This window comes from Terrabacter lapilli (assembly GCF_039531305.1).
GTDB lineage: Bacteria > Actinomycetota > Actinomycetes > Actinomycetales > Dermatophilaceae > Terrabacter > Terrabacter lapilli.
In genome coordinates this window covers 1,165,565-1,188,877 of the sequence record NZ_BAAAPU010000007.1, presented here as the reverse complement: position 1 = coordinate 1,188,877, position 23,313 = coordinate 1,165,565, and the positions used below count along the sequence as shown (strand labels likewise).

At 71.6% G+C, this 23,313-nt stretch carries 25 protein-coding genes, 1 tRNA gene and 1 riboswitch; of the genes, 7 read left to right on the top strand and 19 right to left on the bottom strand.

Translation table 11 applies throughout. The annotated features are described in order from the left end of the window. Positions 1-4: 4 nt before the first annotated feature. From ABD241_RS13575 to ABD241_RS13555, 6 genes are all read right to left on the bottom strand, one after another. The gene (locus tag ABD241_RS13575) at positions 5-1,027 is read right to left on the bottom strand and encodes an ABC transporter substrate-binding protein (RefSeq protein ID WP_344063400.1); all 1,023 of its coding nucleotides are present in this window, start codon (positions 1,025-1,027) and stop codon (positions 5-7) included. A gap of 47 nt (positions 1,028-1,074) precedes the next feature. After that, positions 1,075-2,136, bottom strand: coding sequence for an ABC transporter substrate-binding protein (locus ABD241_RS13570; protein WP_344063397.1), 1,062 nt, complete (start codon positions 2,134-2,136; stop codon positions 1,075-1,077). Positions 2,137-2,211: 75 nt separating this feature from the next. Then, the gene (locus ABD241_RS13565) at positions 2,212-2,991 is read right to left on the bottom strand and encodes an amino acid ABC transporter ATP-binding protein (protein WP_344063394.1); all 780 of its coding nucleotides are present in this window, start codon (positions 2,989-2,991) and stop codon (positions 2,212-2,214) included. Continuing rightward, a complete protein-coding gene (locus tag ABD241_RS13560; protein ID WP_344063391.1) occupies positions 2,988-3,950 on the bottom strand; it encodes an amino acid ABC transporter permease in 963 nt (320 codons plus the stop codon). The genes ABD241_RS13565 and ABD241_RS13560 overlap by 4 nt, the downstream gene beginning before the upstream one ends. 239 nt (positions 3,951-4,189) lie before the next feature. After that, the gene (locus tag ABD241_RS20690) at positions 4,190-4,270 is read right to left on the bottom strand and encodes a putative leader peptide (protein ID WP_425580777.1); all 81 of its coding nucleotides are present in this window, start codon (positions 4,268-4,270) and stop codon (positions 4,190-4,192) included. Between the two features lie 34 nt (positions 4,271-4,304). Next, positions 4,305-4,417: riboswitch (SAM riboswitch) on the bottom strand. 618 nt (positions 4,418-5,035) lie between these two features. Continuing rightward, positions 5,036-5,116: transfer RNA gene (locus ABD241_RS13555), tRNA-Tyr, on the bottom strand. 134 nt (positions 5,117-5,250) lie between these two features. Here ABD241_RS13555 and ABD241_RS13550 point away from each other — a divergent pair. Continuing rightward, positions 5,251-5,745, top strand: coding sequence for a YajQ family cyclic di-GMP-binding protein (locus tag ABD241_RS13550; RefSeq protein ID WP_344063388.1), 495 nt, complete (start codon positions 5,251-5,253; stop codon positions 5,743-5,745). Between the two features lie 85 nt (positions 5,746-5,830). Here ABD241_RS13550 and ABD241_RS13545 read toward each other — a convergent pair whose 3' ends face one another. Beyond that, positions 5,831-6,619 carry a DUF4031 domain-containing protein gene (locus ABD241_RS13545; RefSeq protein ID WP_344063385.1) on the bottom strand — a complete coding sequence of 263 codons (789 nt, stop codon included), beginning with the start codon at positions 6,617-6,619 and terminating at the stop codon, positions 5,831-5,833. Positions 6,620-6,758: 139 nt separating this feature from the next. On the opposite strand from ABD241_RS13545, the gene ABD241_RS13540 reads away from it, so the two are divergent. Beyond that, positions 6,759-7,049, top strand: a complete 291-nt coding sequence (locus ABD241_RS13540) for a WXG100 family type VII secretion target (protein WP_142181212.1) — start codon at positions 6,759-6,761, stop codon at positions 7,047-7,049. A 103-nt stretch (positions 7,050-7,152) separates the two neighbouring features. Here the strand turns inward: ABD241_RS13540 and groL are convergent, their stop codons facing one another. Together groL and ABD241_RS13530 are read right to left on the bottom strand one after the other, a co-directional pair. Further along, positions 7,153-8,784, bottom strand: coding sequence for a chaperonin GroEL (gene groL / locus ABD241_RS13535; protein ID WP_142181211.1), 1,632 nt, complete (start codon positions 8,782-8,784; stop codon positions 7,153-7,155). A 223-nt stretch (positions 8,785-9,007) separates the two neighbouring features. Further along, complete coding sequence (locus ABD241_RS13530) at positions 9,008-9,433, bottom strand: HIT family protein (RefSeq protein ID WP_344063379.1); 426 nt, start codon at positions 9,431-9,433, stop codon at positions 9,008-9,010. A gap of 94 nt (positions 9,434-9,527) precedes the next feature. On the opposite strand from ABD241_RS13530, the gene ABD241_RS13525 reads away from it, so the two are divergent. From ABD241_RS13525 to ABD241_RS13515, 3 genes are all read left to right on the top strand, one after another. Continuing rightward, positions 9,528-9,836 (top strand): hypothetical protein, encoded by a 309-nt coding sequence (locus ABD241_RS13525; protein ID WP_344063376.1) that lies wholly within the window; start codon positions 9,528-9,530, stop codon positions 9,834-9,836. Positions 9,837-10,370: 534 nt separating this feature from the next. Further along, positions 10,371-11,252, top strand: a complete 882-nt coding sequence (locus ABD241_RS13520; RefSeq protein WP_344063373.1) for an MBL fold metallo-hydrolase — start codon at positions 10,371-10,373, stop codon at positions 11,250-11,252. A gap of 92 nt (positions 11,253-11,344) precedes the next feature. Further along, positions 11,345-12,472, top strand: a complete 1,128-nt coding sequence (locus tag ABD241_RS13515; protein WP_344063370.1) for a M48 family metallopeptidase — start codon at positions 11,345-11,347, stop codon at positions 12,470-12,472. Between the two features lie 42 nt (positions 12,473-12,514). Here ABD241_RS13515 and ABD241_RS13510 read toward each other — a convergent pair whose 3' ends face one another. The 6 genes from ABD241_RS13510 to ABD241_RS13485 all read right to left on the bottom strand — a co-directional run bounded on the left by ABD241_RS13510 (position 12,515) and on the right by ABD241_RS13485 (position 17,915). After that, entirely contained in the window at positions 12,515-13,573 is a 1,059-nt protein-coding gene (locus ABD241_RS13510; RefSeq protein ID WP_344063367.1) for a P1 family peptidase, read from the bottom strand. Continuing rightward, positions 13,570-14,034, bottom strand: coding sequence for a GNAT family N-acetyltransferase (locus tag ABD241_RS13505; protein WP_344063364.1), 465 nt, complete (start codon positions 14,032-14,034; stop codon positions 13,570-13,572). The genes ABD241_RS13510 and ABD241_RS13505 overlap by 4 nt, the downstream gene beginning before the upstream one ends. A gap of 159 nt (positions 14,035-14,193) precedes the next feature. After that, positions 14,194-14,493, bottom strand: a complete 300-nt coding sequence (napA, locus tag ABD241_RS13500; RefSeq protein WP_142181205.1) for a nucleoid-associated protein NapA — start codon at positions 14,491-14,493, stop codon at positions 14,194-14,196. Between the two features lie 147 nt (positions 14,494-14,640). Further along, complete coding sequence (locus ABD241_RS13495) at positions 14,641-16,002, bottom strand: pyridoxal phosphate-dependent decarboxylase family protein (protein WP_344063361.1); 1,362 nt, start codon at positions 16,000-16,002, stop codon at positions 14,641-14,643. Positions 16,003-16,085: 83 nt separating this feature from the next. Then, positions 16,086-16,733 (bottom strand): HAD family hydrolase, encoded by a 648-nt coding sequence (locus ABD241_RS13490; RefSeq protein ID WP_344063358.1) that lies wholly within the window; start codon positions 16,731-16,733, stop codon positions 16,086-16,088. A 9-nt stretch (positions 16,734-16,742) separates the two neighbouring features. Further along, entirely contained in the window at positions 16,743-17,915 is a 1,173-nt protein-coding gene (locus tag ABD241_RS13485; RefSeq protein ID WP_344063354.1) for an N-acetylglucosamine-6-phosphate deacetylase, read from the bottom strand. Positions 17,916-18,096: 181 nt separating this feature from the next. Here ABD241_RS13485 and ABD241_RS13480 point away from each other — a divergent pair, with 181 nt between their 5' ends. Both ABD241_RS13480 and ABD241_RS13475 read left to right on the top strand, forming a co-directional pair. Next, a complete protein-coding gene (locus ABD241_RS13480) occupies positions 18,097-18,774 on the top strand; it encodes a uracil-DNA glycosylase (protein ID WP_344063351.1) in 678 nt (225 codons plus the stop codon). Further along, complete coding sequence (locus tag ABD241_RS13475) at positions 18,771-19,595, top strand: SGNH/GDSL hydrolase family protein (RefSeq protein ID WP_344063348.1); 825 nt, start codon at positions 18,771-18,773, stop codon at positions 19,593-19,595. Before ABD241_RS13480 ends, ABD241_RS13475 begins: the two co-directional genes overlap by 4 nt. 100 nt (positions 19,596-19,695) lie before the next feature. Here the strand turns inward: ABD241_RS13475 and ABD241_RS13470 are convergent, their stop codons facing one another. From ABD241_RS13470 to ABD241_RS13455, 4 genes are all read right to left on the bottom strand, one after another. Beyond that, complete coding sequence (locus ABD241_RS13470; RefSeq protein WP_344063345.1) at positions 19,696-20,622, bottom strand: hypothetical protein; 927 nt, start codon at positions 20,620-20,622, stop codon at positions 19,696-19,698. 214 nt (positions 20,623-20,836) lie between these two features. Beyond that, the gene (gabT, locus tag ABD241_RS13465) at positions 20,837-22,174 is read right to left on the bottom strand and encodes a 4-aminobutyrate--2-oxoglutarate transaminase (protein WP_344063342.1); all 1,338 of its coding nucleotides are present in this window, start codon (positions 22,172-22,174) and stop codon (positions 20,837-20,839) included. Positions 22,175-22,332: 158 nt separating this feature from the next. After that, positions 22,333-22,773 carry a VOC family protein gene (locus ABD241_RS13460; protein ID WP_344063339.1) on the bottom strand — a complete coding sequence of 147 codons (441 nt, stop codon included), beginning with the start codon at positions 22,771-22,773 and terminating at the stop codon, positions 22,333-22,335. Between the two features lie 5 nt (positions 22,774-22,778). After that, positions 22,779-23,294: an SRPBCC family protein gene (locus tag ABD241_RS13455; RefSeq protein ID WP_344063336.1), complete on the bottom strand. Its 516-nt coding sequence runs from the start codon at positions 23,292-23,294 to the stop codon at positions 22,779-22,781. Positions 23,295-23,313 lie beyond the last annotated feature (19 nt).

Below are 23,313 nucleotides of genomic sequence, written 5' to 3'. Positions count from 1 at the left end.
GTCCTCACTTCGTTGCGGCGGGCTTGGGCAGCCCGGCGGGGTTGACCTCGGATGCCGGGACGGCTTCGGCCGTCAGGCCCCAGCGCTGGAGGACCTTGGCGTAGCTCCCGTCGGCGATGGCGGCGTTGATGGCGTCGGAGATGGGCTTGACGAGACCGTTGCCCTTCTTCGTCAGCACGCCGACCTTCCCGGGGATGGGGTAGCTGGACGAGACAGTGCCGACGATCTGGGTCTTGCCGGCCGTGACGACGTGGTAGGTGGCGGTGGGGTTGGGCCCGAGGTAGAGGTCGATGCGTCCGGAGTCGAGGGCGAGGTAGTACTCGGTGGCGCCCTGGTAGTAGACGAGCTGGGCCGGGGCGCGGCCGGCCTTCTGGTTCTCGGCGTTCCAGCGCAGCAGGATCGCCTCCTGCAGGGTGCCCGAGCCGACGGCGACCTTCTTGCCGGAGATGTCGGCGGGTCCCCGGACGGTCAGACCGGAGCCCTTCTTGGCTTCGAAGGCGTGCAGGCCCAGGCGGTAGGCGGCGAAGTCGTACTTCTCCTTGCGCTCCTCGGAGACGCCGACGTTGGAGATGGCGACCTGGTACTTGCCGGAGTCGACGCCGATGAAGAGGTTCTCCCAGCTCGTGGTCTCGACCTCGGGCTTGAGCCCGAGAACGTCGGCCACGAGGTGGGCGATGTCGACCTCTACGCCGATCGGGGTGCGGTTGTCGTCGGCGGTGAAGGCCAGTGGCGGGATGCCTCCCCCGGCGCCGCCGCTGCCGATGACGAGTCGGCCGCTGGCGCGGACGTCGGCCGGCAGCTCGGCAGCGATGTCGGGCCGGAGGGCGGCGGCGGGGCGTTTCTGGTTCGCGGACGTGTCGAAGGCGACGGGCAGGACCTTGGACCCGCCGAGGTCCTTGGGATCGACCTTCTGGGCTCCTGGGGCAACGGGGTCGGCGCAGGCCGCCAGCGAGGCGGCGGTGGTCAGCAGCGCGGCGGCGAGGACGAGGAATCGCCGGGCCGGCGGGTGGATCGGGGTGGTTCGCATGGGCTTCCGTCTCCTGGTTCGGTGAGGGCTGTGGGTGGTCGACCGGCTCAGCTGGTCTTGGGCAGCCCGGGAGGGTTGACCTCGGACTTGGCCACCGCCTCGCTCGAGAGGTTCCAGCGGGCCAGGACCTTGGCGTAGCTGCCGTCGGCGATGGCCGAGTTGATGGCGGCGGCGTACGGCGCGGCCAGGCCCGAGCCCTTCTTCGTCAGGACGGCGATGAGCCCCTGCAGGGACTCGCCCGCGCCGGAGAAGTGCCCGATCGCCTCGGTCTGGCCGGCCGTGGCGACGTGGTAGGCGACGCTCGGGTTGGGGCCGAAGTAGGCGTCGATGCGGTGGGAGGCCAGGGCGAGGTAGTAGTCGGTCTGCGACTGGAAGTACTTGATGTTCGCCGGGGCCAGGCCGGCGGCGACGTTGGCCTTGTTCCAGTCGAGCAGGATCTTCTCTTGGTTGGTGCCGGAGCCGACGGCGATGGTCTTGCCGGCGATGTCCTTGCCGCTGGTGACTCTCCAGGTTCCGCCCTTGGGTGCCTCGAACGCGAGGTCGTCCTTGCGGTAGGTGGCGAAGTCGTACTTCTGCTTGCGTTCCTCGGTGACGGTGACGTTGGTCAGGGCGACGTCGTAGCGGCCGGAGTCGATGCCGAGGAAGACGTTCTCCCAGCTCGTGGCCGGGGTCTCGACCTTGAGTCCGAGCTTGTCGGCGAAGAGGTGGGCGAGGTCGACCTCGACGCCGATGACGGTCTTGTCGTCGTCTGCGGTGAAGACGAGCGGCGGGGTGCCGCCGCCGGCGCCGGCGTTGGCGGCGGTGATGGTGCCGCGCGCACGGATCGCTGCGGGCAGCAGGGCGGCTGCTTTCTCGTCCTTGGCGGCGGTGATGCGCTGCTGGTTCGGCGAGGTGTTGATGCCGGCCGCGGCGGCGCCGGGCCGGGCGGACGGAGCCGAGCCGGCCGAGCTGGCTTCGGCGGGGCCGGAGCAGGCGCTCACGGTCAGCGCTGCGAGGGCGGCCAAGCCGGTGAGCGTGAGTCGCAGGGTCGAGGTCCGGCTGGTGCGGGAGGTGGTGAGGGTGGTCGTGACCGGGTCGGCGTGCACCGGACGGGAGGCGTGGTTGGGCATGGTGGAGCTCCTCTCGGCACCCGAGGGGTGCGAGTCGTGGTGAAGGGGTGGGTCAGTGCCGCGGGTGCGGCGTGGTCAGAGGACGCGTTCGAGGAAGGCGCGGGTCCGTTCGTGGCGTGGGTTGTCGAGGACCTGTGCCGGTGGCCCTTGCTCGATGAGGCGGCCGCCGTCGAGGAAGACCACGGTGTCGGCCACCTCTCGGGCGAAGCCGATCTCGTGCGTCACCACGACCAGGGTCGCGCCGTCGCGGGCCAGCTCCTTGATGACGTCGAGGACCTCGCCGACGAGCTCGGGGTCCAGCGCCGAGGTCGGCTCGTCGAAGAGGATGACGTCGGGCTGCAGGGCCAGTGCTCGGGCGATGGCGACCCGCTGCTGCTGGCCGCCGGAGAGCTGGCGCGGGTAGGCGGCGGCCTTGTCGGCCAGACCGACCCGGGCCAGCAGCTGCCGCGCCTCGGCCTCCACCTCGGTACGGCGGCGGCGTTGGGCGGAGACGGGAGCCTCCACGACGTTCTCCAGGACCGTCAGGTGCGGGAAGAGGTTGAACTGCTGGAAGACGAACCCGATGCGGCTGCGCTGGCGCAGGACCTCCCGTTCGGACAGCTCGTGCAGCCGGTCGCCGGACTGGCGGTAGCCGATGAGGGTGTCCTTGATGCGGACCTGGCCGCGGTCGACCTTCTCCAGGTGGTTGATCGTGCGCAGCAGCGTCGACTTGCCCGAACCGGAGGGGCCGAGCACGACGGTGACGGTCCCCTCCTCGAGCCGCAGGTCGATGTCGTGCAGGACCACCTGTCCGGAGAAGGACTTCGTGACGCCGCGCAGGTCGATGACGGGAGCGGCTGTGCTCGTGGTGCTCACCGGGTCACCTCCGCCGTCTCGGGGTGGCGCGTCCGGCCATGCCCGCTGTGGGCGCCGGCGGGCCTTACGGTGTACGCGGTCAGGCGCGAGCGCAGCCGTTGGAGCGGGGTCGGTGGCAGCGTGCGGGAGCTGCCCTTGGCGAAGTGCCGCTCGACGTAGAACTGGCCCACCGACAGCAGCGTCGTCAGCACGATGTACCAGACGGTGGCCACCAGCAGCAGTGGCACGACCCGGGAGTTGCGTCCGTAGATGACCTGCACCTGGTAGAAGAGCTCCGGGATCGCGAGCACCGACACGATCGAGGTGCCCTTGAAGAGGCTGATCACCTCGTTGGCGGCGTTCGGCAGGATCGAGCGCATCGCCTGGGGCAGGACCACCTTGGTGAACTGGCGCAGACGCGGGATGCCCAGGGCTGCGGCTGCCTCGCGCTGTCCTTCGTCGACCGCGAGGATGCCGCCGCGGATGATCTCGGCGGCGTAGGCCGCCTGGTGCAGTGCCAGACCGAGGACGGCGGCGCCGAGGGCCCCGAACAGGTCGTTGGTGGAGACGCTGCCGAACGAGGGGCCGAAGGGCAGCCCGAAGGAGATGGTCTGGTAGAGGTAGGCGATGTTGAACCAGAAGAGCAGCTGCACGATGAGCGGGATCGAGCGGAAGGCCCAGATGTAGGTCCACGCGACCGAGCGCAGGAAGCCATTGTGGGACAGGCGCATTGCCGCGAGGACGACGCCGAGGGCAAAACCGGTCACGGTCCCGAGCACGGTGAGCTGGATGGTGGTGCCGAGAGCGCGCACGATCGTCTCGCTGGCGAAGTACGCGGCGAAAGTGGACCACTCCCAGCCGGGGTTGGTGGCCAGCCCGTTGACGAACATCGCGACGAGGACGAGCACGCCCGCCACACCTACCCAGGTCCACGGCGTGCGCCGAGGGACCACGGTGAGGACGGGCGACGTGTCGGGCACGGCGGTGAGGACGGCCGTCGCGGGCGGTGGAGCAGGAGCGGATGGGGAAGGTGCCGCCTGAGCGGTTCTCGGGACGGAGGTGGTGGACACTGAGGGTCTCCTGGGGACACGGGCACGCCCGTCGGGGACGGGTGGCGTGGATAGAGGTCTGCGTCGTTGCCGCCCGGCGCACGGGGTCGCCGGGCGGCCAGGTCGCGTACCGCCGGGGCTACGTCAGTCGACGTCGGCGAGGCGGTGCGTCACCGACGACAGAGCGCGCTGGAGACGCGGAGCAGGTCGACGTGCCGACGGGCCACCAGGGTGGTCGTCCGTGCGGTCATCTCTGCTCCTCGGGTCTCCGGGACCCGATCAACGAGTCCGCGCTTGCCGGCGCCATCAGCGACCGGCCAGGTCTTCACCCGGAGCACCCCGCCGCGGAGGAGGGTTGCTGTCCAGCAAGCCGGGGCTGTGCACTGGAACTCGTGACCTGCGGTGAGCGTACGCACACCGGTACGAAGCGGGCAACCGCATGGATGCGGAGCGCAAGACCGTTCACACACATCGACAGAGAGACTCGGTAGACACCAAACATGTTGCGGCACAATGTGATCCGGTCGGGCAAACTCACTGAGACCGCGCCCAATACCCCACTAAAACAGTAGGAAAAGATCCTGCCGCGTTTCGCATGTCGAGATGGTCCCGGGATCGAGACGACAGCTGGTCCCCAACTTGTGACGCTCGGGCGAACGCCTCAACCGTGGACGTGGTCCTGCGGCACTACGAGTCAGTCCTGTGGGGGCAGCAGCGCAGCCGCCGTGCCGGCAAGGCAAGGGCCTCGAATCGCCACGGCGCAGAAGTCCGTCGCGATTGCATACCCCCCTCCCCCGCATCGCCGCAGGTCACGGGCGGGAGGCCCGTAGGAGACGCCCCGTCCCGGGCCCGATTTCCCCACATATTCCCCGCGGAGCCATTCGGCTCTCACGTTTCCGCAGGTCAGAGGCTTGCAGAATAGCCTTCGGAATCCGTGGCGCCACGTACCCTCCCGGGGTACATGCAAGAGGCCCCGACCCGCGTTTGCGCTGGTCAGGGCCTCTCGGCGCACTGGGTGGCAGGTGAAGGATTCGAACCTTCGTAGCTTTCGCGACGGATTTACAGTCCGCTTCCATTGGCCGCTCGGACAACCTGCCTTGGTGCGTCTGGAAGGATAGCAAGAGATCGGGCGGGGTCAGTAATCGGGACCACGGCGACGTGTCCGGCATGTCCGCGTGCCCACGGCCACCCGTCCGACAGCCCAGCCACACGCATCTGGAAGGACCCACCGATGGCCGACTCCTCCTTCGACATCGTCAGCAAGTTCGACAAGCAGGAGATCGCGAACGCGGTCAACAGCGCGAGCAAGGAGATCGCGACGCGCTACGACTTCAAGAACGTCGGCGCCTCGGTCGACCTCGCCGGTGACGTCATCAAGATGAAGGCGAACACCGAGGAGCGTTGTCTCGCAGTCCTCGACGTCGTGCAGACCCACCTCGTCAAGCGCAAGGTCAGCCTCAAGCACCTCGACGTGCCGGAGGCCGGACCCCGCCTCTCCGGCAAGGAGTACCACCTCGACGTGCCGCTCAAGGAGGGCATCTCGCAGGAGAACGCGAAGAAGATCAACAAGCTCATCCGCGACGAGGGCCCCAAGGGCGTCAAGAGCCAGATCCAGGGCGACGAGCTGCGCGTGTCGAGCAAGTCCCGTGACGACCTGCAGGCCGTCCAGCGGATGCTGCGCGAGGCCGACCTCGACGTCGCGCTGAGCTTCACCAACCAGCGCTGAGCCCGCGGGCGCGCCTGCCCGACAGGCCCGCCCACCACGACAGCGTACGTATGCCGTCCACCCCGGTGGGCGGCATACGTACGTCTCAGAGGGGGCGGGCGAGGTCGCGCAGGTCGGGGAAGACCTCGACCGCGAGCGGCCACCAGAACAGGTGCCCGCAGAGCTGCGCGTACTCGTCCGGTGTCACCCACCGGGTCTCGTGGATGCCGTCGTCGCCGTCGTTGATCGGCGGTCGGGCGTCGTCGAGCCGGCTGCGGAAGACCTGGAGGTAGGGCCTCTCGCGCGTGAAGAGGTTGTCGTCGGTGCGAGGGGTGAACCGCTCGTAGCCACAGGACAGCACGTCCGAGTGCCGAAGCGTGAGCCCGGTCTCCTCGAACGTCTCGCGCACGGCGTTCTCGACGGGCGTCTCGTCGTCCTCACGCCACCCTCCGGGCGAGCCCCACTCCCCCCGTCGGACGCTGTGCACGACGACGAAGTCGCCCCGGCGGTCGCGGACGAAGACCATGGCGGCGAGCACCCGCGAGGGGTCGAGCGGCTCGTCGGACGCCACGAGGTCGACGTCGCTGGCACCGTTGGGGAAGGCCACGTCGAGGATCCGCCGCACGCCACGGTCCCGCTTGCGCTTGCGCAGCCGCAGGCCCGAGGCGTTGAGGCGGCGCGCGAGGTCGAGCCCGCTGGTCGGTGTCGCCCCGGCGTCCACGGCGTCCTGCCAGCGTGCCTCGGGGACGTCGTAGTGGTCCCCGTCGAACGACCGCGGGTGCAGCCGGGCCGCACGTGCCACGGCGTGCAGCTCGTCGTAGGAGACGTCGCTGACGAGGTGGGCGAAGAGCCGACCGTGGGCCGGCCAGATGGGCTGGTCGATCCACACCGTCATGCACGGCAGCCTAGGCCAGCGGGGTCTCGTGTGCCCGTCCCGGCCCTGTGGACGACGCGCCCGCGGGCTCGTCGGCCCGACCTAGCCTCGACAGCACGCGGCCACCGTCCGGTCGGCCCACCGATCGAGGAGTGAACCCATGTCCCGTTCCGTCGTTGACACCGAACGCATCGCGGCTGCGGCCGGCGACATCCACCGGCTCGCCGACACCATCACGTCGAGCACCGCCGAGCTGCGCGGCCGTCTGGCCGGCATGGGCGCTGACTGGCAGGGTCCCGCCAAGGTCGAGTTCGAGCGCGTCATGCACGACTACCAGCGCATCCAGGCCCAGATGACCGAGGCCCTCGCCGACGTCGGCCGCCTGACGCTCAGGGCATCGACGGCCTACGCGGAGCACGAGAACGCGACGCGCGCCCTCTTCGCCCGCTGACCCGCGCCTCCGTCGCCGAGCCCGAGACGCGCCGAAGGGCGGCTCCCCCGTAAGGAGGAACCGCCCTTCGGACGTGCTGCGTGAGGCAGGTGGACCGGTGGGCTCAGAAGCCCATGCCGCCCATGCCGCCCATGTCGTCGCCACCGGGCATGGCCGGAGCGGCCTTCTCGGGCTTGTCGGCGATGACGGCCTCGGTCGTGAGGAAGAGCGCCGCGATCGAGGCCGCGTTCTGCAGCGCCGAGCGCGTCACCTTGACCGGGTCGATGATGCCGGCGGCCAGCAGGTCGCCGTACTCACCGGTCGCGGCGTTGAGGCCGTGGCCGGCGTCGAGACCGCGCACCTTCTCCGCGACGACGCCACCCTCGAGACCGGCGTTGATCGCGATCTGCTTGAGCGGGGCCTCGGTCGCAACGCGCACGATGTTGGCGCCGGTCGCCTCGTCACCCTCGAGCTTGAGCTCGTCGAGCGCCTTGGCGGCCTGGATGAGGGCCACGCCACCACCGGCGACGATGCCCTCCTCGACGGCGGCCTTCGCGTTGCGGACGGCATCCTCGATGCGGTGCTTGCGCTCCTTGAGCTCGACCTCGGTGGCCGCGCCCGCCTTGATGACGGCGACGCCGCCGGCGAGCTTGGCGAGGCGCTCCTGGAGCTTCTCACGGTCGTAGTCGGAGTCCGACTTCTCGATCTCGGCCTTGATCTGGGCGATGCGGCCCTCGATCTGCGAGCGGTCCTCGGCGTCCTCGACGATGGTCGTCTCGTCCTTGGTGACGACGACCTTGCGAGCCTTGCCGAGCAGGTCGAGGGTGGCGTTCTCGAGCTTGAGACCGACCTCCTCGGAGATGACCTGGCCACCGGTGAGGATGGCGATGTCGGTCAGCATGGCCTTACGGCGGTCGCCGAAGCCCGGGGCCTTGACGGCGACGGACTTGAACGTGCCCTTGATCTTGTTGACGACCAGGGTCGCGAGGGCCTCACCCTCGATGTCCTCGGCGATGATCAGCAGCGGCTTGCCCGACTGCATGACCTTCTCGAGCAGCGGGATGAGGTCCTTGATGCTGCCGATCTTGCTGTTGGCCACGAGCACGTAGGCGTCGTCGAGGACGGCCTCCATGCGCTCGGTGTCGGTGACGAAGTAGGCGGAGATGTAGCCCTTGTCGAAGCGCATACCCTCCGTCATCTCCAGCTCGAGGCCCATGGTGTTGGAGTCCTCGACGGTGATGACACCTTCCTTGCCGACCTTGTCCATCGCCTCGGCGATGAGGCCGCCGATCTCCTCGTCGGCCGCCGAGATGCTGGCGGTCGAGGCGATCTGCTCCTTGGTCTCGATCTCCTTGGCCTGCTCGAGCAGGCGGGCGGAGACGGCCTCGACGGCCTTCTCGATGCCGCGCTTGAGGGCCATCGGGTTGGCGCCGGCGGCCACGTTGCGCAGGCCTTCCTTCACCATCGCCTGGGCGAGCACGGTCGCCGTCGTCGTGCCGTCACCGGCGACGTCGTCGGTCTTCTTGGCGACCTCCTTGACGAGCTCCGCACCGATCTTCTCGTACGGGTCGTCGAGCTCGATCTCCTTGGCGATCGAGACGCCGTCGTTGGTGATGGTGGGGGCGCCCCACTTCTTCTCCAGGACGACGTTGCGGCCCTTCGGGCCGAGGGTCACGCGGACGGCGTCGGCGAGGATGTTCATGCCCCGCTCGAGACCGCGGCGTGCCTCTTCGTCAAAAGCAATGGTCTTGGCCATTCGGGTGGTTCCTCCCACACGAAACGTTGGTGGTGGCCCGCATGACGCCCGCGACGGACGGGACCGGTCTTCCCAGCTTCATGTCGCTGCGAACCCAGCCCCTCGGCATACGGCCCATTTCTGTCACTCCCACTGGGAGAGTGCTAACGCCATTATTGGCACTCTCCCAGTGAGAGTGCAAACGTTCGGCGCTCCCGGACGGGGCGTATGCCGTCCGCTCGGCTCAGGCGCCCACGGCCGGGGCGAGCGCACCGGCGATCCGGGCGGCGTACTCGGCGGACTCCTGCTCGGACGCGTACTTGGTCCGGGGCCAGAAGAAGCCGCGGAGCCCGTCACCCTTGGTGCGGGGCACGACGTGGACGTGCAGGTGCGGCACCGACTGGCTCACCACGTTGTTCACGGCCACGAACGAGCCCTGCGCGCCGAGGCCCTCGACGGCCGCCGCCGCCAGGCGCTGGGCAGCACCGAGCAGCCCGGCGTGGAGGTCGGCCGGAAGGTCGAGCAGCGTGTCGACGTGCGTCCTCGGCACGAGCAGCACGTGCCCCTTGAAGACCGGCCGGCGGTCGAGGAAGCCGAGGAACTCCCCCTCGTCGAGCACCACGTCGGCGGGCAGGTCGCCGGCGACGATCGAGCAGAAGACGCAATCCATGGGTGACAGGCTGCCACGGCCGCTCCGTCAGGCGCCCTCACCGGTCGGCCGGGCCTACGGGGTTCAGCAGAGGACGAGGACGACGCAGTGGTGCTTGGGCCTGGTCGGCACGGGCGTCGGGCTGGCCGTGGGCGTCCCCGTCGTGCTCGTCGTGGTCGGCACCGGGGTGGCGGAGCTCGACGACGAGGTCGACGGGAGCGAGGTCGACGGGAGCGAGGTCGACGGGAGCGAGGTCGACGGGAGCGAGGTCAACGGGAGTGTGGTCGACGGGATCAGAGTCGGCGTGGCCCACGGGGTCGACCCGGGCTGGGAGGTCGAGGGCAGCACCGGCGTGCTCGTCGGCGACGGGCCTGCGGCTGCCTGCGGAGCCTGGCTCGACGGAGCCGGGCTCGACGGCGCCTGACCCGCTGGCGCCTGACCCGCGGGCGCCTGACCCGCTGGCGCCTGACCCGCCTGCGCCTGACCCGAGGGCGTCTGACCGGATTGCGCCTGGCTCGCCTGCGCCTGCGCGGTCGCGCTCGTCGTCGGCTGGGCGGACGGGGACAGCGAGGTGCGGGCCTCACCCCGGCTGGCGCGAGTGGCGTCGGGGGTCGTGGTCGCGGAGGTGGGGTCCCAGGCCTGGTCCTTCAGGGTGCCGGTCGCGTCGCCGGAAAGCGCCCCCGAGGAGCCGGCTGTCATCGCGCCCCCGAGGCCACCGCCACCCGGCCAGTAGGCGATCGCCCCTGCTGTCAGGACGGCAACGCCTGCGACGCCGGCGACGACGACGCGCTGCCGTCGACGCTCGGTGGCACGTATGGAGCTGCGGGTATCGCTGGACATGGCATCACACCGTAGAGGAAGAGTGCCGAAAGGCCCATTCGGCGGCATGTCGCTACGGTGGTCGGGTGCCCGGCGACGCAGCGGTGCGAGAGGTGGATCACGGCGGAGGACCGCGGTGATGCACCAGGTCACGCGCGGTTTCGTGGAGGTCGCCGACCGCGTCTTCCTCGCCCGCTACCCGCAGTGGGACGTCGGCGTGGGCCTGGTGCTCGGCCGGGACGGGGCGGTCGTCGTCGACACCCGCGCGAGCGACGTGCAGGGCCGCGAGGTGCTCGACGACATCCACCGCCTGGGGCAGCGCCTCGGACGCGACATCGACGTCCGGCACGTCGTCAACACCCACGTCCACTTCGACCACACCTTCGGCAACGTCGCCTTCGACGCCGCCACGGTCCACGCGCACCACAACGTGGCGCTCGGCCTCGAGGCGCACGCCGAGCACATCCGGGCAGCGGTGCGCGAGGACCCGAGCGCCGCGCCCGAGTACGGCTACACCGAGGCCGACCTCCTCCAGGTCCTGGTCACGCCCGTGCGTGGCCCGGACCGCACCTTCGCGTCGAACGCGACCGTCGACCTCGGCGACCGCGTCGTCACGATGGCGTATGCCGGCCGCGGCCACACCGACGGAGACGTGGCCGTCCTCGTCCCTGACGCGGGTGCCCTCTTCCTCGGCGACCTGGTCGAGGAGAGCGACCACCCGTCCTTCGGTGACGACTCCTGGCCCCTGGACTGGGCAGACACGCTGACCGCGCACCTCGTCGCGGCGGGCGACGCGACCGTCGTCGTGCCCGGGCACGGCCGGCCGGTCGACGCGGCCTTCGTCGAGCGGCAGCGCGACGAGGTGGCGGCGGTGGCAGCGGTGCTGCGCGAGCGGCGGCTCGCTGGGGTCGCGCTCGAGGAGGCGCTGCACGAGCCCGACACCCGCCTGCCCTACCCGCCGGCCCACCTCGAGGCCGCAGTCCGCCGCGTCTGGGCGCAGCTCGCCGCGCCGCCGCCCTGAGACGAGACGGCCAAACCGGACGAAACCTCACGCAGCAGGCACGGCGCCCGTAGCATCCGGGGGCACCGACCCGCCGCCGAAGGACCCTGACCGTGCCCATCTCATCGTCTCCGTCGAGCCGCGTCGCCGAGGCTCCCACTCCCGTGGGTCCACGCTCGACCGCCGTGACGGCCTTCTCGGTCGTCGTCCTGGCTGTCGCCGCCCTGGCCGTGGCCCTGCTCGTGTGGGCGACCGTTGCGCCGAAGAACGCCGTCCAGTGGGTCGCGGTCGTCCTCGGCTGGGTCTTCGTCGCCGCCCTGGCGCCCCGCCCCTCCCGTGCGGGTGACGCCGTGCAGCTCGACCCGGGCGACTTCCCCGACACCCACGCACTCGTCGCTGCGGTCGCCACCGAGCTCGGAGTGCGGCCCCCGACCGGCCTCCGCGTCGACATCGGCTTCGGTGCTCACCTGGTCGGGAGCAGCTCGACGCGACGTCCCGTCCTGGTCGTGGGGCTCCCGCTGTGGACCTGCCTCACCGACGACGAGCGGATCGCACTCCTCGGGCACCAGCTGGCCCATCTGGGCGGCCCCGCGGGCGCAGGCTCGGCTCTGGTCGCCCACGCCCACGGGGTGCTCGAGCGCCTGGCCACCCTGCTGGTCCCCCTCGAACGCGGAGCCGTCACGGACTTCGAGGACACGCGCCTGGACGTCGCGTACTCCAACGCCATCGTGAACGGCATGGGCCGGGGCGTGCTGCGGGCGGTGTCGTTCCCCGCCGTGCTGCTGCTCCGCGCGTTCGAGCGCACCGCCTCCCGCGACAGCCGGGCGCGCGCGCACGCGGCGGACCTCGGCGCCGCGCGCGTGGCCGGCACCACGGCGGTCGTCCGGCTGCTCCTCACGACGATGGGCATCTCCGGACTGCACACCATGGCGGGAGCGGCCGTGCGCCGCCGGGAGAACGCCTTCGAGGCCCTCGCAGCAGTTCGCGAGCGCCCGTCGCCCACCGCCGGTGACGTTGCCCGAGCGCGGACCCGGGCGCGTGCAGAAGGGCCCCGCGGTCGGGCGACCCACCCGCGCGGGGACCTGCGGCTCAGCGCCCTCGAGGCGCGACCGACCGAGCCCGATGCCGCCGCGCTGGAGTCACGTCGGTCCCTCGTGCAGCGCGCCGACGCCGAGCTCGCCGGTCTCCGTCCCATGCTCGAGCGACCGCTGCGAGACGAGCTGCTCGACTCCTGGATGTGACGTGGGGCCCTCAACGGCTCAACGGCTCAAGGGCTGGGCGGCTCAGCGGCTCAATGCGGAGGGGAACGCGTCTGACCACGACCGCAGAGCCACGCCTCCATCAGCGGAGCGGTCGACGGACGTCGCCGCGAGCAGGGCGTGCACGATCGCTCGGGCGACGCAGTCGGCGCCCGCCTCCATCAGCAGGGTCTGCTCGACCGGGTCGGGAGCCGGCCGGTCGCCGGTCGCGAGCGTGAAGAGGGTGTCGCCGTCGAAGAGCGTGTGCACCGGCTTGAGCGCGCGGGCGTAGCCGTCGTGTCCGATGCCCGACATCTTCTGGCACTGCGCCTTGGTCAGCGTCGCATCGGTCGCGATCACCCCGATCGTCGTGGCCAGTCCGGGCCGTCCGGCGCCGCCCGGCTCCGCCTCGGCCCGGGCCTTCGCCGCGTCGAGCTCCGCCGCACCCGGCCGACCCACGTGGGTCAGCTCGTCCCCGAGACCCAGGCCCACGGCATACGGCAGCCCGGTGGTGGGCTCGACGGCCGAGCCGACCGCGTTGAGGGCCACGAGCGCGGCGACCGTGGCGCCCGACTCGAGCACGACGCTCGCCGAGCCGATCCCGCCCTTGAAGCCGCCGACCTTGGCACCCGTGCCGGCACCGACGCACCCCTGCCCCACGGCCGAGGAGGAGGCCCTGGCGTATGCCGCCCTCCCGTCCTCCGCGCGGGGATGGTGGCCCCACGTGCCGCCTCGTCCGAGGTCGAAGAGGATCGCGGACGGCACGATCGGCACCACGTGCCCGGGCTCCCCCATCGGCCAGCCGATCCCGTCGTCGAGCAGGGCCGCCATGACGCCGTCGACCGCAGCCAGACCCAGGGCGGACCCGCCGCCGAGGACCACGGCGTGCACCCGGTCGACGAGGTTGCGGGGGTCGAGCAGGTCCGTCTCGCGCGTGCCGGGACCACCACCGCGCACGTCGACGCCCGCCACCACCCCACCCTCGGGCGCGAGCACCACGGTCACGCCCGTGAGCCAGCCCGGCTCGTCGCGGGTGCAGTGACCGACGCGAAGGCCGGCGACGTCGACGAGCGAGTTGGTCGGGCCGGGCCGCAGCGCGGTCACCGGGGCTCACCCAGGTCGAACTCCATGAGCCGCCCCGGCGAGGTGAAGCCCAGCCGCTCGTAGAACTCCTGGGCCCTCTCGTCGGGGGCGTTGAGGCGGATCCACTTCACGTCGGTGGTGCGCGCCCACTCGATCATCGCCTCGGTGAGGGCCCGGCCGACGCCCCGGTCGCGGCAGGTCGGCGTCACGAAGAGGCCGCCCACGTGCAGCCACGAGACGTCCTTGCGGCCGGGCCACGGCAGCGCCCGGATGCGGCGGGTCTCGAGGATGCCGGCGTGCTCGCCCCGGCTCTCGGCGATCCACGTCGGGCGGTCGGGCCGCTCGGCCAGCCACGCGTCGACGAAGCGGTCGAGGTAGCCCGGCTCGGACGGCATACCGAGCTCGCGGGCGAACTGCAGGTGCAGGGCCGCGACCACGAGGGCGTCGTCGGCCGATGCACGACGGATGGTCACCTCGGCCATGAGGGAAGTGAACCACGCGGACCCGGTCAGGGACCGCAGCCACGACCGCAACCTCGAGCGCAACCACGACCAGGCTGGGGCGCAGGCGCATCCCTCGGGAGGGGTCACGCACCGACCAGGCGCTGGTCAGGCCTCGATCCGGTGCTGGTCAGGCGCTGGTCAGACGTTGATGCCGAGGCGGCGGCTCGTGCGTGCCCGCTGGCGGCTGGCGCGCATCCGGCGCAGGCGCTTGATGAGCATCGGGTCTGCCTCGAGGGCGGCCGGGTTGTCGAGGAGGGCGTTGAGCACCTGGTAGTAGCGCGTGGAGCTCATGTCGAACAGCTCCTTGATGGCCTGCTCCTTGGAGCCGGCGTACTTCCACCACTGGCGCTCGAACGCCAGGATCTCGAGGTCGCGCGGGCTCAGGCCGTCCTCGGACTCGTGGGGGTGCGGCTGCGCCGTGGCGTGTTCTGTGCTCATGTCCCCGTCTCACTGGCGTGATGCTGCGTATGGCGTTGGCTCCGCTCATACCTTAGCCGAAATGACAGGTGTGTCATTCGCTTCGGCGTGGCGTGGCGTCGCGAGATCGCAAGCCCTGTGGTACTGCTCCCGGGCCTTGCCCGGACGTCAGCACATCGTGTCGAGGATGGCGTTGACGTCCTCCTTCGTCGTGTGCGGGTTGACGATCGCGAAGCGCGTCAGCGTCTCCCCGCGGAAGGTCGTCGGCACGACGAAGGCGAACTCTTCGGCGAGCAGCCGGTCGGTCCAGGCCTGGTAGTCCTGCGGCCCCCAGCCGAGGCGGCGGAAGACGACGACGGACAGGTCGGGCTCCCGGACGGCCTCGAGGTAGTCCCGCCGCCCGATCTCCTCGGCGGCGAACCGCGCGACCTCGAGCGTGCTCTCGATGGCCTCGACATAGGCGTCGGTGCCGTGCACGGCGAGGGAGTACCAGAGCGGCAGGCCACGGGCCCGGCGGGTCAGGCCGATGGAGTAGTCGGTCGGGTTCCACTCGGCGGACTTGGTGATGACGTCGAGGTAGCCCGCCTCCTGGGTGTGCGCGATGCGGGCGAGCTCGGGCTCGCGGTAGATGAGCGCGCAGCAGTCGAACGGGGCGAAGAGCCACTTGTGCGGGTCGACGATGAACGAGTCGGCGTGCTCGATGCCGTCGAAGAGCCGGCGCACCGAGGGTGCGGCGAGCCCGGCCCCGCCGTAGGCACCGTCGACGTGCAGCCACAGGCCGTACTCGCGGCAGACCTCGGCGACCGAGGCGAGGTCGTCGACGACGCCGAAGTTCGTCGTGCCGGCCGTCGCGACGACGGCGAAGAAGGTCTCGGGCCCGTGCTCCTCGAGCGTCTTGCGCAGCTCCGAGCCGGTGAGGCGCAGCTTCTCGTCGACGTGCACGCCGCAGACCTCGGCGTCCATGACCGCAGCCATCGACACGACCGAGGAGTGCGCGTTGTCGGTGGCGGCGACGCGCCAGGGGCGGGCTCCGGTGCCGGCCTCCGTCGCGCGGGCGCGGGCCGTATGCCGTGCCACCACGAGCGCGGACAGGTTGCCCACCGTGCCGCCGGGCACGAAGACGCCCCCGGCGGAGTCCGGCAGGCCGGCGAGGTCGCTGATCCAGCGCAGCGCCTGGTTCTCGGCGTAGACGGCGCCGGCACCCTCCATCCACGACCCGCCGTAGATCGACGATGCGCCGACGACGACGTCGAAGGCCGCGGCCTCACGCGTCGGGGCGCACGGGATGAAGGAGAGGTAGCGCGGATGGTCGGTCGACAGGCACGCCGGCGCGAGGGTGTGCTCGAAGAGCTCCATGGCGCGGGTCGACCCCAGCCCGTGCGGGGTGATCGTCTCGCCGGCCACCGCGCGCAGGTACTCCTGCGTCTGCGCCCCGTCCAGCGGGATCGGGTCCATGAGCAGCCGCTCACGGGCGTAGTCGAGGACCTTGTCGACGGCGACGTGGTCCGTGTCCTTGTCGAAGCTGTGCACGCACAGATGCTAGGCCCTGCGCCAGGGGCCGCGTACGGGCCCGGGGATCGGCGCAGGTCAGCCGAGCAGGTCAGCCGAGCAGGTCAGCCGAGGAGGGCGGCGCGCAGCTCGGCTGCGGTGTTGACGACGGCCGTCGGCCGCACCTCGTGCAGCGCCTCCTCGCGACCGGCGCCCCAGGTGACCGCGACGGTGTCCATGCCCGCGGCCTTGCCGGCGAGCACGTCGACGACGGCGTCACCGACGTAGACGGCGTGGTTGGTGCCGCACCCCATCCGCTCCAGCGCCAGCAGCAGCGGCGTCGGGTCGGGCTTGTGCCGCTCCGTGTCCTCCATGGCGACGAGCACCTCGACGTGCTCGCTGAGGCCGAGGATGTCCATCGCCTGCTGCGCCGACTCCCGGCGCTTCGACGTGGCCACGCCGACGTGGACGCCTCCGGCGTGCAGGTCGCCCAAGACCTCGCGCACGCCGTCGTAGCCGCGGATGAGGCGCTCGGTGTTGTCGGCGTTCCACTTCAGGTACGTCTCGTAGAGCTCGTCCGCGTGCTCCGGTGAGTGGTCGCGGAAGGCGTTGATGAGGGGCCGGCCGATCCACGAGCGGATGACGGTGGGGTCCTCCTCGTGGCCGAGGATCGTCCGGAACGCGTACTGGTAGGACTCGACGATGAGGTGGATCGTGTCGGCGAGCGTGCCGTCGAGGTCGAAGACGGCGGTGGACCAGCGGGGAGAAGTCACCGGCCGAGCCTAGGGCAGCACGGGCTCGAGCCACCGGCCCCGTCTCATGACCCGGGTCGGCCGCGCCGCACCGTCGAGGACCAGCAGGTCGGCGCGCGATCCTGGCGCCAGCACCCCGCGGTCGGCCAGCCCGAGCGCGCGGGCGGGGGTGCGCGTGCCGGGCCGGACGGCATACGGCAGGGGCGTGCCGACAGCAACAGCGCGCGCGACGATGTCGGCGACGTGGCTGGTGCCCCCGGCGATGGAGCCGGGACTGCCGTCGGGGTGGGTGAGTCGGGCGACGCCGTGGTCGACGACGACGGAGAGCCCGCCGAGGACGTAGGCGCCGTCGCCGACGCCGGCCGCTGCCATGGCGTCGGAGACGAACGCGACGTGGTCGACGCCGACGAGGTCGAGGACGGTGCGCATCGTGTCATCGGCGACGTGGACGCCGTCGGCGATGAGCTCGACGGTCACGCGCCCCCGCGCAGCCGAGCGCATCAGTGCCGCAACGGCGCCCGGCTTGCGGTGGTGCATCGGGTCCATGCCGTTGAACAGGTGCGTGCCGAGGTCGGCACCCGCGGCGACGGCCTCCTCGACCTGCCCGAAGGTCGCGGCCGTGTGGCCGATCGCGGCATGGATCCCTGCGGACGTGAGCCAGCGCACGAGGTCGAGCCCGTTGGTGCGCTCCGGCGCGAGCGTCACCTGGCGGAGGTGGCCGCGGCCGAGCTCGATGAGCCGCTCCACCTCGGTCAGCGAGGGGTCGCGCAGCAGCGTCGGGTCGTGGGCGCCGCAGCGCGCTTCGGCGAGCCACGGGCCCTCGAGGTGGATGCCGTCGACGAGGCCGTCGTCGGCGAGCTCGGCGAGCATCGCGACGCCCCGCTCGAGGTCGCGCGGGCTCATCGTCACGAGGCTCGCGAGCAGGCTCGTGGACCCGTGGGCGTGGTGGTGCGCGGCGGCCGCGGCCGCCGCGTCGTCGCGCAGGTCGGTGAAGGCGGTGCCGCCGCCGCCGTGGCAGTGCAGGTCGACGTATGCCGGCACGATCGTGCCGCTCACCCGCTCGGCCGCGTCGCCGCCGGGAGGGGGCGGGGCACCGGGCTCGATGGGCTGGACCGCCGTGATGCGCTCGCCGTCGACCTGCACGAGCACGTCGGGCAGCACGGCGTCGTCGACGAGGGCTGGTCCGCGCAGTGTGGGGTTCATCGGGGTCGATTCTGTCCCAGCCCCGCGCTTCGAGGTGATCGCGCGCGCCTGGGCGTGGCGGGATCACCTCGACCCAACGCAGCGTGCTGTCGCCTCCTGCCCGGTTCGAGGTGATCGCGCGCGCCGGGGGCTGGCGGGATCACCTCGACCGGTGCCCGGCCGGCGCGGGTAGCGTGTGGCCGTGCCTGCCCGCCCCCTGTCCGACCTCGTCCACCCGACATGGGTCCCGGCGCTCGAGCCGGTCGCCGACACGATCGCCGCGATGGGGGCCTTCCTGCGCGCCGAGGTCGTGGCCGGCCGGGGCTACCTGCCGGCCGGCGACCGGGTGCTGCGGGCCTTCTCGCTGCCGCTGCCCGACGTGCGCGTGCTCGTCGTGGGGCAGGACCCCTACCCGACGCCCGGGCACCCTGTGGGGCTGAGCTTCAGCGTGGCACCGGACGTGCGGCCGGTCCCCCGCTCGCTGCAGAACATCTACCAGGAGCTGGGCACCGACCTCGGGCTGCCGACGCCCGGCAACGGGGACCTGACCCCGTGGTTCGAGCGCGGCGTCATGCTGCTCAACCGCGTGCTGACGGTGCGCCCGGGTTCGTCGGCGAGCCACCAGGGGAAGGGCTGGGAAACCGTGACGGCACAGGCGATCTCGGCGCTCGTGGAGCGCGGCGGTCCGCTCGTGGCGATCCTCTGGGGCCGGCAGGCGCAGTCGCTCGCCCCGATGCTCGGCGACGTGCCGCGCATCGAGTCGGCCCACCCCTCGCCGCTCTCGGCGCGCTCCGGCTTCTTCGGCTCGCGGCCCTTCAGCCGCACCAACGACCTCCTCGCCCAGCAGGGCGCCCCACCTATCGACTGGAGCCTGACATGACCCAGCCAGCGCCCGACGGTTCGGGCCCCACCGTCTGGACCCGCTTCGTCGCGATCGGCGACTCGTTCACCGAGGGCATGTGCGACGACGACCCGACCTTCGGCCACGACGGCGAGTACGCCGGCTGGGCCGACCGGCTCGCCTCGCACCTGTCCGAGATCGCGCGGGCGCAGGGCCTCGACTTCGGCTACGCCAACCTCGCCGTCCGGGGCCGCAAGCTCGACGACGTCGTCGGCCCTCAGCTCGAGGACGCCCTCGCGCTGCAGCCCGACCTCGTCAGCATCGTCGGCGGCGGCAACGACATCCTGCGCCCCAAGGCCGACCTCGACGGGCTGGCCGCCCGGCTCGAGGCCGCCGTGGCCCGCATCCGGGCGACCGGCGCGGACGTGCTCATGGCGACGCCCGTGGACCCGGCCGATGCGCCTCTGGTCAAGGCCACGCGAGGTCGCGCTGCGATCCACTCGGCCAACATCTGGAGCATCGCCCGCCGCAACGGCGCCCACGTCATCGACCAGTGGGGCCTGCACGCGCTGCGCGACTGGCGGATGTGGTCCGAGGACCGCATCCACATGACCACCGAGGGCCACCGCCGTGTCGCGCTCGCCGCGCTCGAGGCGCTCGGCCACACGCCGGCCGAGACCGACTGGGCCACGCCCCTCGAGCCGGCCCCGCCGATCGGCCGCCGGGAAGCGCTGCAGGCCAACGCCCAGTGGGCCAAGGAGTACGTCGGGCCCTGGGTCCACCGCCGCCTGACCGGCCGCTCCTCCGGCGACCACCGCCAGGCCAAGCGCCCCGACGTGACCCCGCTCGACCGGTCGTAGCCCCCGCCACGCGCCGACGTATGCCGTCCGCCCGACCCCGCGGGACGGCATACGCCCGCTGTGGCGGGACGGATGACGGGAGGTTCGAGAGCCCGCGCGTTCATACTGCCTCGGCAGCAAGGCTGCGTCCCGTCATCGGTCCCCCGTCCCGGGCACGGCTACGGCGCCGGAGCCCGACCGCGGCCGCCAGCACGCCTCGCACCCAGTCAGGCTCGAACATGACCTGCTCCCACGTGAAGCGCAGCACGATCCAGTCCCGGACGGTCAGCTCGTCGTAGCGCCGGCAGTCGCGGGCGAAGGCACTCCGCTCGGTGTGGAACTCGTGGCTGTCGGCTTCGGCCACGATCTGCAGCGACTCGTCCGCCAGGTCGACCCGCGCGTAGACGCCGTCGTACCGCAGCCGCACCTGCAGGTCGACCGACAGGCCGGGCACGTCCAGGGCGATGGCGCGCAGCACCGACTCGAAGGGGTTGGCAGCGCGGGCGTCGGCGTGTCGGGCGACCCTGTGCACGCGCGCCCGCTGCCGCGGGCCCAACATCATCGCGAGCTCGGTGACCTCGCGCCTCCGCACGCCCGAACGCAAGGCCGAGTCGAAGACGGACAGTGCCTCGTCGAACGGCAGGTCGAGGCAGCAGTCGACGACGGTGCGCGACCGCGACGTCACACCGCCGGCCAGCTCGGACGCCGGTAGCGACCGCCAGTGCAGGATCGCCAGCCCACGCTGGCTCTCCCGCAGCTTGCGGTTGGCCGGGATCGTGACGTCCGGACGGGCGGGCACCGACTTGACCTTCCACCCCCAGTGCAGGGCGGCGCTGCGGTGCGACACCACGCCGTGCAGCCGCCGCGCAACCACGCCTGCGGCCTCGGCGCCGGGAAGCGTGTAGACGCCATGGCCGTGACGCACCACCTGGCCGGCCGCCACGGCCGGTCCGATGGCGCGCCACGGGACCGCCCGGCGCAGCTCGCGCCACGAGCAGGTGCCACCCAGCCTCTGCACGGCAACCGCCACCGAACGTTCCTCGCGCACCGCCCCAGACTCGCCCGTCCCCGGGCCACGCCTGCCTCTCCGTCCACAGCCCTCGAGGCAGCGGGACGGATGACGGGACGCGGGGCGTTGAAGCGGCCCTCCTGGGCGGGAGACCCACGGAACCTCCCGTCATCGGTCCCGCCTCAGCCCACAGACGACGTATGCCGTCCCGCTGGGTCAGCGGGAGGGCATACGTTCTCGGGTGGGTGGCGGCTCAGACGGAGGCGGCGAACGCCTTCTCGAAGATGTCGAGGCCCTCGCTGAGCAGCTCGTCGCTCGCAGCGAGCGGCGGCAGGAACCGGAAGACGTTGCCGTAGGTGCCGCAGGTGAGGGTCACCAGGCCCTCAGCGTGGCAGGCCTTGTTGACGGCGCCGGTCAGCGCGGCGTTGGGCGTGAGGTCGCCCGGGCCGTTGACGAGCTCGACCGCGAGCATGGCGCCGCGGCCGCGGATGTCGCCGATCTGCGGGTACTTCTCGGCGAGCGCCTTGAGGCGCGGCACGAAGAGGGCCTCGACCTGCTTGGCGCGGCCGCACAGGTCCTCCTCCTTCATCGTCTCGATGGCACCGAGTGCAGCGGCGCAGGCGATCGGGTTGCCGCCGTAGGTGCCGCCGAGGCCGCCGCCGTGGACCGAGTCCATGACGTCGGCGCGGCCGGTGACGCCGGCGAGCGGCAGGCCACCGGCGATGCCCTTGGCCGTGGTGATGAGGTCGGGCACGACGTCCTCGTGCTCGCTGGCGAACCAGTCGCCGGTGCGGCAGAAGCCGGACTGCACCTCGTCGGCGATGAAGAGGATGCCGTTGTCGGCGCACCACTGCGCCACCTGCTTGACGAACCCGGGAGCCGGGACGATGAAGCCGCCCTCGCCCTGGATCGGCTCGAGCACGACGGCGGCGACGTTGTCCTCGCCGACCTGGGCGTGCACCTGCTGCACGAAGACGTCGAAGCTCTCCTTGGCGCAGTCGGCGGGTCCACCCGGCCAGCGGAACGGGTAGCTCATCGGCGCGCGGTAGACCTCGCCGGCGAACGGGCCGAACTTGTGCTTGTAGGGCATGTTCTTGGCCGTGAGCGCCATCGTCAGGTTGGTGCGGCCGTGGTAGGCGTGGTCGAAGGCGACGACGGCGTTGCGGCCGGTGAAGTGGCGCGCCACCTTGACGGCGTTCTCGACGGCCTCCGCGCCGGAGTTGAAGAGGGCGGTGCGCTTCTCGTGGTCACCGGGCGTCAGGTCGTTGAGCGCCTCGGCGACCTCGAGGTACTCCTCGTAAGGCGTGACCATGAAGCAGGTGTGCGTGAAGTCCTGCACCTGGGCGGTGACGCGCTCGACGACGCGCGGGGCGGCGTTGCCGACGGTCGTCACCGCGATGCCGGAGCCGAAGTCGATGAGCTGGTTGCCGTCGACGTCGACGAGGATGCCGCCGCCGGCGCGCTCGACGTAGACCGGCAGGCCGGTGGAGACGCCGGCGGACACGGCCGCCGTCTTGCGGGCCTGGAGCGCGGCCGACTTGGGGCCGGGGATCGCGGTCTGCAGGAGCCGCTGCTGGGGGACGTTGCTCATGCCCTGAAGTATGCCGTCCGCCCGCCTCCCGCGGGAACCCGGGCCCGGTGACGGCATACGTTCGCATTCCGAACCCGAACGCCGCGATCGGTCGCGAAGTCAGCGGTGGAGCACTGCCTTCACGACCGAACGCGTCGTTCGGCGAGCTGTGTGGCGCTTCAGGGCTCGAGGTCCGCGCCGAAGCGACCGCGCGCCTCGTGCGGGATGAGCGGCTTGTCGGCGCGGGCTGCGATCTGCTGGACCGCCCACGAGTTGCCGTCGGGGTCGGAGAAGCCGAAGAAGGTGCCGCCGTCGCGCGGGTCGATCACCTGGATCTCGGAGCACTCCACCCCTCGCGTGACGAGCTCCTCACGGGCCGCCGCGGCGTCGGCGACGACGAGCTGGACCCCGTGGAGGGACCCGGGTGCCATCGCGTTCTGCGCCGGCAGACTGCCGACGACGATCGAGCAGCCGGAGCCGGGCGGCGTGAGCTGGGCGACGTGCATGTGCTCGTTCTCCGTGTCGTGGTCGAGGTGGAACCCCACCTGGTCGCGGTAGAAGGAGATGGCACGGCCCAGGTCGCTGACGGGAACGATGACGACCTCGAGGGTCCAGTCCACGGCGCTCAGCCTCGCGCCGGGACGTCGGAGGACGTGGCGGAGGTGGTGGCGGGCCGGCCGGCGAGCTCGTCGAGGCGGTCGTATCCCTCGGCCATCCCCTTCTCCATGCCGCTGGCCACCATCATGTCGCGCCCCTCCACGGTGCGACCGACGCTGCGGCCCTCGAGGCGGCAGCGGCCGTCGCCGAGGTCGACGAACCGCAGGAACTCGATGGCGACCTCGTCAGGAGCGCCCTCGAACTCGAAGGTCTGGATGGCGATCTCGTTGTCGCGCACGGTGTGGAAGGTCCCCCGGAAGCCGTAGACGTTCTCGCCGTCCCGGTGGGTGTAGTGGTAGCCGCCCCCGGAGGTGAAGTCCCACCGCTGGATCTGCATCTCGTAGCCGTGGGGGCCGAGCCACTGGCGCACGAGGTCGGGGTCGCGGTGGGCGTTGAAGAGCGCTTCCACCGGCGCGTCGAACTCGCGGGTGAAGTCGATCCAGGGCACACCGGCCGGGATGTCGAGGGTGAGTGCGTTGGTCATGGCTGCTGCTCCTTGTCAT